The organism is Zobellella aerophila (assembly GCF_039539325.1).
Lineage (GTDB): Bacteria > Pseudomonadota > Gammaproteobacteria > Enterobacterales > Aeromonadaceae > Oceanimonas > Oceanimonas aerophila.
Map to the genome: position 1 here is coordinate 91,913 of NZ_BAABCX010000007.1, position 12,692 is coordinate 104,604.

The window sequence follows — 12,692 nt, forward strand, 5'->3', positions numbered from 1 at the left end:
GATATCATTATGACAACTTCGTATCAAGCAAGACGGCTGTTCACCACCCTCTCCTGTGTTGTGCTGATCTCCTGTGCAACCCCCTCCGGGAACAGGACCGCCCCGGACAATCCCTGGAACAAGCCAGACACCGCCGATAGCACGCCCCCTGTCCGCTCCCAACAACAACCCAGGCTCCCCCCGACCCAATCCCTGATAACGGCCTCCCAGCCGCCCGCACAGAACCGTGCCGAAATCTACCGGGGGTCGGGCAATTTCGTTAATCTGGGGCAGGGACAGGTATCGGCGACCGAGCCGGCGCCCGGCGATATCACCCTTAACTTTCAGGGCTCGGATATTGCCGAAGTGGTCAAAACCATACTGGGCGACATACTGCAGCTGAACTACATCCTGGATGAAAGGGTGCGTGGTCAGGTATACCTGCAGACCAGCCGGCCGATCAAGCGGGAAGCGCTGCTGCCCACCCTGGAAAGCCTGCTGCAAACCCATGGTGCCGCGCTGACCCAACGCAACAACCTGTTCGAGATAGTGCCCGCCACCGAAGTTCCGTCCGCCTCCCTGAATCCGCGTCTGGCGCTGACCACCGAACGGGGCTACCAGATGCTTATCCTGCCCATGCGTTACATTGGCGCCCGGGAAATGGAAAAAATCCTCGAGCCGATCAAGCCGCGTCAGGGGACGCTGATGGTGGACGACAGACGCAATATACTGACCCTGGTCGGTACCCGGGATGAACTGCAAAACATCCGGGATACGGTCGGTATTTTCGATGTGGATCAACTGAGAGGCATGTCGGTCGGCCTGTTCCGGCTACAGGCCACCAGCGCCGATATCATGGTCAATGAACTGCAGGCCATCTTTGGCGATCAGGCCGAGGGACCACTGGCCGGCATGGTGCGCTACCTGCCCATCGAGCGGCTCAACGCCCTGCTGGTGATCACCCCCCAGGAGCGTTACCTGACCGATGCCCGCGTCTGGATAGAACGACTCGATCGGGCGGAAAATCCCCGCGGCCTGAATATGTATGTGTACCATGTGCAAAACGGCAGGGCCGACCACCTGGCGGAGCTGCTGGCTCAGCTGTTTGAAAATCAGCGCAGAAACAGCCGCGGCAACGACCGGTCCCGCCCCGCAGTCACGCCGCCGGAAGCCGCAGGTTCGGCGCCGGGCAGCCCTTCGTCGAGCGAGCTTCCCAACCTGGCTGACCTGCAAGGCCCTCACTTGGATGTGGGCGACATCAGCATCATCGCCGATCTGGAGCGTAATGCCCTGGTGGTCATGGCGTCCAGTGCCGACTATGAAAAGGTGGAGCAGGCGATCAAACGGCTGGATATCCAACCGTTGCAGGTGCTGGTAGAGGCCACCATAGTGGAGGTCAGCCTGGAGGATGAATTGCGCTATGGCCTGCAGTGGTTCTTTAAAAACAACCTGGGAGGGGGCCGTACCGGGGTAGGTGCCGTGGGCACACTGCCCATTCCCTCCCCCTTTGACGGCGGCGTTGCCGCCTCGGCGACCTATGAGGTTTTCAATGCCAGCGGTACCCGCGCCCTGTTGACCGCCCTGGCCAGCGATTCCAAGCTCAACGTGGTATCGTCACCCTCGCTGATGGTGCTGGATAATCATACCGCCATCATCCGGGTAGGAGATCAGGTGCCGGTGCGCACCTCGGAAACCACCAATACCAGCAGCGACAACCTCAATATCACCAGCAATATCCAGTTCAAGGATACCGGGGTGTTGCTAGAGGTGACCCCCCGGGTCAATGCCGGCGGCATGGTGGTGCTGGAAATAGCCCAGGAGGTCAATGATGTGGCAAAAACCACCACTTCGGGCATCGACTCGCCCACCATCACCCAGCGCAAGATAGACACTCGGGTGGCGATACAGAGCGGCGAAACCCTGGTGCTGGGTGGCCTTATTCGAGAAAACAAGACCCAGGACAGCCAGGGTGTGCCCGGCCTTCGCCATGTGCCGGTGCTGGGCTGGTTGTTCGGCAGCAGCGGTACCAATACCAGACGCACCGAGCTGGTGGTGCTGATCACCCCCACCGCCGTCGCCAACCAGCAGGACGCCCGTGCCGTCACCCAGGAATACCGGCAGAAACTGCAGGAAGTTCACATGTAGCACACCGACGTGTCCAATGCCGTTCACTTAAGATGAAAAGGGGAGTCCTCCTCCACACGCCGACTCGCCGAAATTCCGTCCCTGGGGGCTCGGCGGCGTCATCCATGACGCCAACGGTCGGCTTGGTAGATTAACTGAACGGCATTACACCGACGTGTCGCTCTTTTTATGACGGCCGACATATCCGCGGTTCTCGCTCCCAGGCGGCTGCTCAGATGAGGAAAAGTCGGGCGTTGTTATACTAATTAGAATAAAGATCTGATCATATTTAAGCCAGATTCAGAGGCAACACAGTCACCTCCCACGACACGCCATAAACTCGGGAAATGCCGTCTGACCGCCAGGGATGTCGGTCAGATGGCGCGGCGGAGCCTATATGGAAGTATTCACGGCGTGTCGGAGGAGCTGGCCCTTTGTCCGCCTTTGCAGAATCACCAAACAGATCAGTTATGAAATCTGTTTGGTATTACCTGATCGTCACAGCCCCAACCGCGGTGGCACAACAGCCTGTCACGGCTCTTTTTTAGCAGATATGCAAACAGCAGATTCATCCCACAGCACTATATAGGGTTGCCAGCAGCCCCCCTGATGGCAGCCGACGGCACCGGCCACGGGTACCTTCGTAAAAATAACCTGACTTTGACTTGCGGGCCTTCGCCGAGTGACATGTATTCGACTGATTTTATCCATTATCCAGATGCGCCCCTCCTATTATCCTTGCCAAACAAAAGGCAAAATCTGCGCCAAATAGATAATGCATTGAAATTTATAATAAATAGTAGGAACAGAAATTAACAATAATAAAAAGTGTCACATAAATGATACGTCTAGCCAGAGCGCATTTTTGAGGCCCCCGCAATCCCATATTTATCCATCAACCGGTAAAGGGTGACTCGTGATATTCCCAGCATTCGGGCTGCCGACGATACATTATTGCGGCTATGGAGCAGGCAATTCTTGATGGCCGATATCTCGGCCTGCTCCCGCACCTGCTCCAGGGTGGGCAGGCTATGGCCAACGTCAAGATCTTCCAGTCCCAGATCGACGGGGGTAATCAAGCGATTATCGCTCATCACGATGGCCTTACGGACCCTGTTGATCAGCTCACGGATATTGCCGGGCCAGTCGTAATTATTCATGGCGACAATGGCCTGACGGCTGAAGCCTCTGACCCGGCAATGCTGATCCTCGGTGAATCTCCTGAAGAAATAGTTGGCCAGCAGTTCGATGTCGCCTTCCCGCTCCTTGAGATCCGGCACATAGATGCTGAGCACATCCAGCCGATAGTAAAGATCTTCCCTGAATTCACCTTCCCTGACCGCGGCCTCCAGATCAACATGGGTAGCCGCTATCACCCGGGCATCGACATGCAGGGTTTCGGTCCCCCCCAGGCGCTCTATGGTTTCTTCCTGCAAAAAACGCAGCAGGTTTACCTGCTGTTCCAGCGGCAGATCACCGATTTCATCGAGAAACAGGGTACCTCCCGCAGCGGCTTCGATCCGCCCGGTTTTACGACTGTGCGCCCCGGTAAAGGCGCCTTTTTCATGACCGAACAGTTCAGCTTGAACCAGGTTGTTGGGCAGGGCGCCGCAGTTGATGGCGACAAATGGACCGGAGTGACGCCTGGATCGTTGATGGATAGCCCGGGCAATCAGCTCCTTGCCGGTGCCGCTGCTGCCGGTGAGCAACACCGCGGCATCCACCCCCGCGACTTTACGGATCTGGCGGAACACCAGCATGATGGCCGCACTGGCGCCCACCATCTGACACTCTTCCCGATATTGGCGTTGCTGCCGCTCATATTCCTTTAACATCCCCAGGCCGTAGGTATGCCCCAGGGTGGCCGACAAAAAGTGACCATGATCCATTAACGGCAAGGTGTAATAATCGAAGAAATATTCATAAACCAGCCGGCTGAGCACCCCTTTCGGGATACAGGGCTCGTCGATAAGTGCTATCCAGAACAACGACGGCATCTGTTCAAAAAACTGTTCCAGCTCGTCCTGCTCACCGTTAGCCATCTCTCCCAGGCGAACCATCCCCACATGAAAAGTATGCTCGCGTAGCTGATGACAGGCCATCTGCAATGAATCCGCCTTGATAAGCTGCCACCCATCCAGCAATGGGGTCGGGTCATGGTTTTGTTCTTGGGATAAATCTACATATATTACTTTTCTGGGGCCCTGTTTTTGTTGTTGGGGCCTGCGTCCTGCTTGTTGTTGTATCATCCTTTGCGTCCTATCCTGTCCTGGAACAGACTACACCCAGTTTAGTACATCTGCGTCTGCCGCCGCCTTTTCCGCTGACAACGCCATATTCCCCTTGTTCAGCTCGGTTTAACGGAAACTTACTTCATTGATAAACATACCCTCTGGATCAGGGCCGGAAAGCACTCCAGCCGTTCCTGTACCATAGCCGTCTCTTGCGGTCAGTGGCCGCACCAAACTGTTTGGCTGGCTCAATATTCGCAGCAGGTATTAAATAACTGTTCCTAATTGTGCTACAGAAATCAGGCTCGAACGCAGACACGCCGTAAACCCATCCTTGGGGGCTCCGCCGCGCCATCCCTGGCGCGGAGGGTCTGCTTATCGAATCCTGACTTCTGTCTCGATATGTAGCGGTATTTGTATCAGTTATTTAAAGGGTCGGTGGCCTTAAATTAAGGCGGGTCTGCACCCTAATCAAAGCCCCTTAACCCGATTAGGAACAGTTAATTAAAATAAGCCGAAAAGGAGAAGAGCAGCTTCTATAGTTAACCATACGTGAGCACAGGGATTGTAATCATGTACGGTCATTATTTTGGTCTGAGCGAGTTACCCTTTTCCATTGCACCGGATCCCCGCTATCTCTACCTCAGCCAGCAGCACAGAGAGGCACAGGCCCATCTGCTGTACGGCCTGAACAGCGATGGCGGTTTCGTACTGTTGACCGGGGAGGTCGGCACGGGCAAGACCACCGTCTGCCGCAGCCTGTTGGAACAGGTGCCCCCCCAAACCGATCTGGCCTTTATTCTTAACCCCAAATGTACCGCCCAGGAGCTGCTGGCGGCCATCTGTGACGAACTGGCAATCAAGGTCAAGGGGGGCGAGAACCGCCTCAAACTGCTGACCGATGCTATCAATAGCCATTTATTACAGGCTCACGGCAACGGCCGTCATACGGTGCTGATCATCGACGAGGCCCAGAACCTTTCCAGCGAGGTGCTGGAACAGATCCGGCTGCTGACCAACCTGGAAACCAACCGGCACAAGCTGCTGCAGATCATCCTGCTGGGCCAGCCCGAACTGCTGGACAAGCTTAACCACCCCGAACTGCGCCAGCTGTCCCAGCGCATTACCGCCCGTTATCACCTGGCTCCCCTCTGTTATAAGGAAATGCAGGCCTATATCGCCCACCGGCTGGCGGTGGCAGGCATCGAAGCCCCCCTGTTCAAGCCAGCCAGCCTGAAGAAGCTCTATAAAATCACCCGAGGCATCCCCAGGCTGATCAATGTGATCTGCGACCGGGCCTTGCTCGGAGCCTATGTCCAGCGCCAGCCCAGGGTCGAGCTGAAAACCCTCAACCGGGCGGCATTCGAGGTACTGGGCCAGCCTGACAGTAACAGATACCAGCGCCCCCTGGCCTGGACCGGAGGCCTGCTGCTGATAGGTATAGGCCTGCTGGCCGCACTGCACTTCTGGCCGACACCGGACATCCATCGAGCCGAGTCCCGGCCAGCGGACGAGGCCGCAACCGAACGGGTGGCATCACTGAGCATGGAGCAGAAAGCCACCGACGATATCTGGCAATGGCCTGCAACCTTAACCACGGATGTCAGCCAGATCATGGCTTACCAGCGGCTGTTCGCCCTCTGGGGTATCGAATATCAGCCGGCGGAGCATCCCGTGGTGTGCCGCTTTGCCCGCAGCCAGCAACTGGACTGTTCCTTCCAGGATGCGGGTCTGGACACCTTACGACAACAGAATCATCCGGCCGTGTTCAGGTTGACCAGGCAAGACGGCAATGCCATTTACGCCACCCTCAGCCATATCGACGAGCAGCAGGCGCGAGCCAGGCTGACAATTGGTGACCAGGTAAAAACCATTGCCCTTACAGAGCTGGAGCGTCACTGGCCCGGCAGCTACGTCCTGCTCTGGCGTCCCCCCCCCGAATATCAAGACCCCCTCTATCCGGGTAGCCGGGGCCAGGCGGTCAACTGGCTGGAACGACAGCTGGCCCTCTGGCAAGGCCGCGCACCGCGTACCGAGGTGCGCTATGATGAACAGCTGGAAAATGATGTGAAGGCATTCCAGCGGTCTCATGGACTGACCGCGGATGGCATTTTCGGCCCCAATACCGGAATTTACTTTAACGCCACCCGGGTACTGGGCCTGCCGCTGCTAAACCGAGAGGTGGACTAGGTGTCTTACATCCTCGATGCGCTCAGGCAATCCGAACAACAGCGCCGACGGGCACAGCCTCCCCATATCCATAACTTGAACGTAGCCCCCAATGACACCACCACCATGCCCACCGTCAGCCGCGGGCGACGCCCCCTGGTCTTGGTGCTGTTGCTGTTTATCCTGGTGGTGGGCTATGGCTTATGGGGAAAATGGCTGCGGCAACAGGACGGCATATCATCCCGGCCCGAGCCGCCGGCCGCGAGCACCGACCGGCCGACGCCTGCTGAAACCAGCCAGGAGCTGACACAGACCATCCCGGCAGCGTCCATCATAGTGGCACCCGAAGCGAAGGCGGCCTCATCGCCGTCTGATCTGTCCCAGCTGAAAATCCGGCTCGACGAGCCTGCGGACACCCACATCATGGTCGAGCCTCTCGATCATCCAAAGCGGGGCAAGGCGCGGCCGGCAATCATCCCCGCCGAGCCCCTGATCACCTCAACCATAGAGGAGCCGGAGCCGGCACTCCCCGAGCGGGTCCTCGGCACCGATATCATAGAGCTATGGCAGCTGCCTACCGCTATCCAGAGCAGGCTCCCCACCCTCCGCCTGTCGGTACATATCTACTCGGCCAATGCCGATAATCGCATGGTCAATATCAATGGCCGGATGCTGCGTGAAGGCCAGAGCATATCCCCCGGGTTGCAGTTAAAGAGCATCACGTCCCAGGGAGTAATACTGAGCTTTGAAGGCAATGAATTTCATATGAGATCGATCGGCGGCTAAGCCGTAGGTCTCTGCCGCCGCTCCACACCGGGTAAAGCGGATGCTTTTTCCGGCCATAGGGGTAGAATGCCGAAAATTTCATCTGCAACAGGATACCATGAGCCACTTTACTTTACTGGTCGGCACTACCCTGGGTAATGCCGAAGATCTGGCCGATCATCTGGCCGAAAGGCTGCAGGATCTGGGTCATCAAACGGTTATTCATACTTCTCCCCAGCTTGATCACATCTTGATCAAGCCGGACCACTATCTCTTGCTGATCTGTTCAACCCACGGGGCCGGCGATCTGCCCGATAATATCGAACCTTTCTACCAGCAGCTCACCCAGCGACTCCCCGACCTCAGCGGCCTGAAGTTCGGTGCCATCGGCCTGGGCGACTCCAGCTACGATAGCTTCTGCGCGGCCATTCAGAAGCTGGATCATCAGCTGACCAGGCTGGACGCGGAACGGATCGGATCCCGGCTGGAGATAGACGTCGGCCAGCCGGATCTTCCCGAGCAGGCTGCCGAGCGCTGGCTGGATCATTGGCTCAATCAGCGCTAGATCCCGCCGGTTCAGCACAGATCCGGGGCTTGCTAACCACCAGATCCCAAGCCCCACTATTTTCTTTCCACCAAGTTATCAACAGATCCCGCTGAATTAACAATTCATTAAACCCCCCTCCAACCTGCGGCACCTGTTAATAAGTAACCTTAAAACCGGTTATAAACCTATAGTTATCCTATTAATTGTTTTCCATAAGCCCGGCACCTGTTGATAACCTCCCCGGTTAAACACCGGCTTTACCCGGCTACCCGGCCCTTTTTCCACATCAATTGATCGTCGCTAACCGCATGATCTTGCTGATCAAAAAACGGTTATTAACAGATCTGGATGACACTAATAATAGATCCAACAGAAGATCGATCTAGAGATCTAAGATCTAATAGGATCGAGTGATCCTCCCTTGATCTCGTTTCCATCCTTGCTGCAAAACGGCTAAAATGATCCGCCCTTAGGGATCCGACTGACAGCACGTTTCAAGAGTATTTGTTATGCAATATGAAGAATGGTTTGACGTAATTGTGGTAGGTGGCGGACATGCCGGCACAGAAGCAGCCACCGCCGCTGCGCGTATGGGTGCCAATACCCTTTTGCTGACCCATAACATCGATACCTTGGGGCAAATGTCATGTAATCCGGCAATAGGGGGCATAGGTAAGGGCCATCTGGTCAAGGAAATCGACGCCTTGGGTGGCGTCATGGCCGCCGCCGCCGACCGGGCCGGCATCCAGTTCAGGACCCTCAATGCCTCCAAGGGTCCCGCCGTCAGGGCAACCCGAGCCCAGGCGGATCGTCAGTTGTACAAGGCCGCCGTCAGAACCCTGTTGGAAAACCAGCCCAATTTAAAGATCTTTCAGCAGGCCTGCGATGATCTCATGCTGGAAGGCGATACCGTGGTTGGGGTAATCACCCAGGCCGGACTCAGGTTCCGGGCCAAAACCGTGGTATTAACCGTCGGAACCTTCCTCAACGGCCGGATCCATATCGGCATGGATAACTACCAGGGCGGTCGCGCCGGGGATCCTCCCTCCATCGCCCTGGCACAACGGCTGCGCGAATTACCCTTGCGGATCGATCGGCTGAAAACCGGTACACCGCCGAGGATCGATGCCCGCAGCGTAGATTTTTCGGTGATGCAACCCCAGCCGGGTGACGATCCGACGCCGGTATTTTCGTTTATCGGCAGCCGGCAGGATCAGCCTCGCCAGGTGCCCTGTTATATCACCCACACCAACGAGCAGACCCATGAGGTGATCCGCCAGAACCTGGATCGCAGCCCCATGTATGCCGGCGTGATCGAGGGGATCGGCCCGCGTTATTGTCCGTCGATCGAAGACAAGATCATGCGTTTTGCCGATAAGATCTCTCACCAGATCTTTGTTGAACCGGAAGGCCTGACCAGCAATGAACTGTATCCGAACGGAATTTCCACCAGCCTGCCCTACGATGTGCAGGTGGCGATCGTCCGCTCGATCAAGGGCTTCGAGCAGGCCCATATCGTCCGGCCCGGTTATGCCATCGAATACGATTACTTCGATCCCCGGGATCTGAAGACCAACATGGAAAACAAGTGCCTGCATAACCTGTTCTTCGCCGGCCAGATCAACGGCACCACCGGCTATGAAGAAGCCGGTGCCCAGGGGTTGCTGGCCGGCCTGAACGCCGCCTTGCGCGCCTTCGACAAAGAGGCCTGGTCACCCCGCCGGGATCAGGCCTATATGGGCGTGATGATGGATGACCTGTCCACCCTGGGCACCCAGGAGCCTTACCGTATGTTTACCAGCCGGGCCGAATATCGGTTGCTGCTGCGTGAAGACAATGCCGATCTGCGGCTGACTGAAAGTGGCCGGCAGCTGGGCCTGGTCGACGATCATCGTTGGGCCCTGTTCAGTGACAAGCTGGAAAAGATCGAACAGGAAAAGCAGCGGCTGAAAGCCACCTGGGTCAACCCCAAGCATCTGGCGGCCGATGCCCTGAACGGCATTTTGAAAACACCGCTCGGCCGGGAGCACAGCCTGGAAGAATTATTGCGCCGCCCCGAGGTGGATTATCGACAGCTGATGGCGGTGGCTGAGCTTGGCCCAGGCCTGGATCATGAGCAGGCGGCCGAGCAGGTGGAAATTCAGATAAAATATGCCGGTTATATCGAGCGGCAGCGGGATGAAATCGAAAAGCAGCTGCGCAACGAACACACCCGGCTGCCGCTGGATCTGGATTACAACGAGGTTTCCGGCCTATCCAACGAGGTGATCACCAAGCTCAATCAGGCCAAACCCGAAACCCTGGGGCAGGCCTCGCGCATTTCCGGTGTCACCCCGGCGGCCATCTCGCTGTTGCTGGTTAACCTGAAAAAACGCGGCTTGCTGCGCAAGTCGGCTTAAGGACTCATATGCTCGAACGTTTGCAGCAGTTGCTGGCCCAGAGCGGGCTGCGGGTTAGTCAGGCCCAGGCCGAACAGCTGGTTGAACTGGTCGCTTTGTTGAATAAATGGAACAAGGCCTATAATCTCACCTCGGTACGGGATCCGGGCGCCATGCTGGTGCGCCATATCATGGACAGCCTGGTAGTAAGTCCTTACCTGCAGGGACAGCGCTTTATCGATGTCGGCACAGGCCCCGGCTTGCCCGGACTGCCCCTGGCGATCATCAACCCGGACAAGCAGTTCATCCTGCTCGACAGCCTGGGTAAGCGCATCCGCTTTATCCGCATGGCGGTGCATCACCTGGGCCTGTCCAATGTCGAGGCGGTGCAAAGCCGGGTAGAGGATTTCCAGCCGGAACAGAAATTTGACGGTGTCATCAGCCGGGCCTTTGCCTCCCTCGATGATATGCTCGGTTGGTGTGCCCATTTGCCCACGGCCGAGGGCCAGTTCCTGGCACTGAAGGGACAATACCCGGAGCAGGAGCTGGCGGCGTTGCCGGCGCATCTTGAGCTACACCGGGTCTATCCGTTGACCGTACCCGAGCAAGAAGGGGACCGCCATCTGGTGGTCATCAAACAAGCCAGTCATTAGGGGTTTTCGGTGGGAAAAGTCATTGCCATTGCCAATCAAAAAGGCGGCGTGGGTAAAACTACGACCTGTATCAACCTGGCGGCGTCCATGGCGGCCACCAAGCGCAAGGTGCTGGTGATCGACCTGGATCCCCAGGGCAATGCCACCATGGCCAGCGGTATCGATAAATATCAGGTTGCCAGCACGGCCTACGATTTACTGGTGGACGAATTGCCGGTTGAGCAGATTGTCGAGCGGGAAACCAGCGGAGGTTATCACCTGATCGCCGCCAACGGCGATGTGACCGCGGCCGAAATCAGGCTGATGGAGGTGTTTGCCCGCGAAGTCCGCCTGCGTACCGCCCTAGCGCCGGTACGGGAGCATTACGATTATATCTTTATCGATTGCCCTCCCTCGCTGAACCTGCTGACCGTCAATGCCATGTCGGCGGCGGACTCTGTGCTGGTGCCCATGCAGTGCGAATATTTTGCCCTCGAAGGGCTGACCGCCCTGGTGGATACCATCAGCAAGCTGGCAGCCGTGGTCAATCCCAGCCTGAAGATCGAGGGGATACTGCGCACCATGTTCGACCACCGTAACCGCCTGTCCAATGAGGTGTCCGATCAGCTTAAGGGGCACTTCGGCGACAAGGTTTATCGCACCGTTATCCCGCGTAATGTGCGGCTGGCCGAAGCTCCCAGCTTTGGTTCGCCCGCCATGTATTACGACAAGTCCTCTCAGGGCGCCAAGGCTTACCTGGCGCTGGCGGGAGAAATGCTGAGACGGAGCGAGCATCAAGCAACAGCCACCGACAATGCGGAACACACTGTATGACCATTAAACGACGCGGCCTCGGCAAGGGGCTGGATGCCCTGCTCAGCACCAGCTCTGCCGCCAACCAGCGCCAACAGCAGGCGGAGAGCCTCTCCCGGGATGGAGTGAGTGGGGACTTACTCAACCTGGAGCTGGCTAAACTCCAGCCGGGTAAATATCAGCCGCGCAAGGATATGTCCCAACAGGCACTGGAAGAGCTGTCCGCCTCTATCCGTCAGCAGGGCATCATCCAGCCGATAGTGGTTCGCAGCCTGGAAAGCGGTGGCTATGAGATTCTTGCCGGCGAACGCCGTTGGCGGGCCGCCCGCCTGGCCGGCTTGAGCAGGGTACCCTGCCTGGTCAAGGATGTCGCCGACAGCCAGGCCATGGCCATCGGCCTGATCGAGAATATCCAGCGCGAAGATCTCAACGCCATCGAAGAAGCCCAGGCCTTGGCCCGGCTGATCGAGGAATTTTCCTTTACCCATCAGACGGTGGCGGAGGCGGTGGGCAAAAGCCGCAGCACGGTCACTAACCTGTTGCGGCTGAACCTGCTCAACGACGACGTCAAGCGGCTGGTCGAGCATGGCGACCTGGAAATGGGCCATGCCCGTGCGCTGTTGGCCGTTGAAGGTGAGTTGCAGTCGGCGCTGGCGCTCAAGGTTGCCCAGCGTGGTTTAACCGTGCGGGAAACCGAAAAACTGGTCAAACAGACGATTACACCAAAAAAAGCCCCAATATCTCAGCCTGCCTCCCCGCAAATCAGCCTGATTGAACAGGCTATTTTTGAAAAACTAGGTGCAAAGGTTGAAATAAAATCAACAAATAAGAACAAAGGTAAATTGGTTATTTCTTATAACTCATTGAATGAAATGAATAATATAATGAGCTTCTTCGGAGTGAGTGAAAAGTGAACCCTCCAAACCTGTAGTAATAATCCGATCACTTTCACTTATCTACCATAGTCAAAAAAATCACCGGGAACAGCGCAAAATAAGGATTTACTGCAATTGCATTTGCGCCATGCACGGGTATAATTTGACCTGCTTTTTTG

9 protein-coding genes are annotated in these 12,692 nt (G+C 56.8%); 8 read left to right on the top strand and 1 reads right to left on the bottom strand.

Annotated features, from left to right (window positions below):
• Positions 1–9 precede the first annotated feature (9 nt).
• On the top strand, positions 10–2,124 hold the full coding sequence (gene gspD, locus ABD806_RS16765) for a type II secretion system secretin GspD (RefSeq protein WP_344959951.1): 2,115 nt from the start codon (positions 10–12) through the stop codon (positions 2,122–2,124).
• An 827-nt stretch (positions 2,125–2,951) separates the two neighbouring features.
• Here gspD and ABD806_RS16770 read toward each other — a convergent pair.
• Positions 2,952–4,352 carry a sigma-54 dependent transcriptional regulator gene (locus ABD806_RS16770; RefSeq protein WP_344959952.1) on the bottom strand — a complete coding sequence of 467 codons (1,401 nt, stop codon included), beginning with the start codon at positions 4,350–4,352 and terminating at the stop codon, positions 2,952–2,954.
• A 555-nt stretch (positions 4,353–4,907) separates the two neighbouring features.
• Here ABD806_RS16770 and ABD806_RS16775 point away from each other — a divergent pair.
• The 7 genes from ABD806_RS16775 (at position 4,908) to ABD806_RS16805 (ending at position 12,552) form a co-directional block, all read left to right on the top strand.
• Positions 4,908–6,524, top strand: coding sequence for an ExeA family protein (locus ABD806_RS16775; RefSeq protein ID WP_344959954.1), 1,617 nt, complete (start codon positions 4,908–4,910; stop codon positions 6,522–6,524).
• Positions 6,525–7,289, top strand: coding sequence for a general secretion pathway protein GspB (locus ABD806_RS16780; protein WP_344959955.1), 765 nt, complete (start codon positions 6,525–6,527; stop codon positions 7,287–7,289).
• Between the two features lie 97 nt (positions 7,290–7,386).
• Positions 7,387–7,833, top strand: a complete 447-nt coding sequence (gene mioC, locus ABD806_RS16785) for an FMN-binding protein MioC (protein ID WP_344959956.1) — start codon at positions 7,387–7,389, stop codon at positions 7,831–7,833.
• A 491-nt stretch (positions 7,834–8,324) separates the two neighbouring features.
• Positions 8,325–10,214, top strand: a complete 1,890-nt coding sequence (gene mnmG / locus ABD806_RS16790) for a tRNA uridine-5-carboxymethylaminomethyl(34) synthesis enzyme MnmG (protein ID WP_344959957.1) — start codon at positions 8,325–8,327, stop codon at positions 10,212–10,214.
• Positions 10,215–10,222: 8 nt separating this feature from the next.
• The gene (gene rsmG, locus ABD806_RS16795; RefSeq protein WP_344959958.1) at positions 10,223–10,846 is read left to right on the top strand and encodes a 16S rRNA (guanine(527)-N(7))-methyltransferase RsmG; all 624 of its coding nucleotides are present in this window, start codon (positions 10,223–10,225) and stop codon (positions 10,844–10,846) included.
• A gap of 9 nt (positions 10,847–10,855) precedes the next feature.
• Positions 10,856–11,659, top strand: coding sequence for a ParA family protein (locus ABD806_RS16800; RefSeq protein ID WP_344959959.1), 804 nt, complete (start codon positions 10,856–10,858; stop codon positions 11,657–11,659).
• On the top strand, positions 11,656–12,552 hold the full coding sequence (locus ABD806_RS16805; RefSeq protein ID WP_344959960.1) for a ParB/RepB/Spo0J family partition protein: 897 nt from the start codon (positions 11,656–11,658) through the stop codon (positions 12,550–12,552). The genes ABD806_RS16800 and ABD806_RS16805 overlap by 4 nt, the downstream gene beginning before the upstream one ends.
• Positions 12,553–12,692 lie beyond the last annotated feature (140 nt).

What these genes read in the sequence shown, in the direction of transcription:
- gspD (WP_344959951.1), top strand. Translation starts at nt 10, where the DNA reads ATGACAACTTCGTATCAAGCAAGACGGCTGTTCACCACCCTCTCCTGT.
- ABD806_RS16770 (WP_344959952.1), bottom strand. Translation starts at nt 4,352, where the DNA reads ATGATACAACAACAAGCAGGACGCAGGCCCCAACAACAAAAACAGGGC.
- ABD806_RS16775 (WP_344959954.1), top strand. Translation starts at nt 4,908, where the DNA reads ATGTACGGTCATTATTTTGGTCTGAGCGAGTTACCCTTTTCCATTGCA.
- mioC (WP_344959956.1), top strand. Translation starts at nt 7,387, where the DNA reads ATGAGCCACTTTACTTTACTGGTCGGCACTACCCTGGGTAATGCCGAA.
- mnmG (WP_344959957.1), top strand. Translation starts at nt 8,325, where the DNA reads ATGCAATATGAAGAATGGTTTGACGTAATTGTGGTAGGTGGCGGACAT.
- rsmG (WP_344959958.1), top strand. Translation starts at nt 10,223, where the DNA reads ATGCTCGAACGTTTGCAGCAGTTGCTGGCCCAGAGCGGGCTGCGGGTT.
- ABD806_RS16805 (WP_344959960.1), top strand. Translation starts at nt 11,656, where the DNA reads ATGACCATTAAACGACGCGGCCTCGGCAAGGGGCTGGATGCCCTGCTC.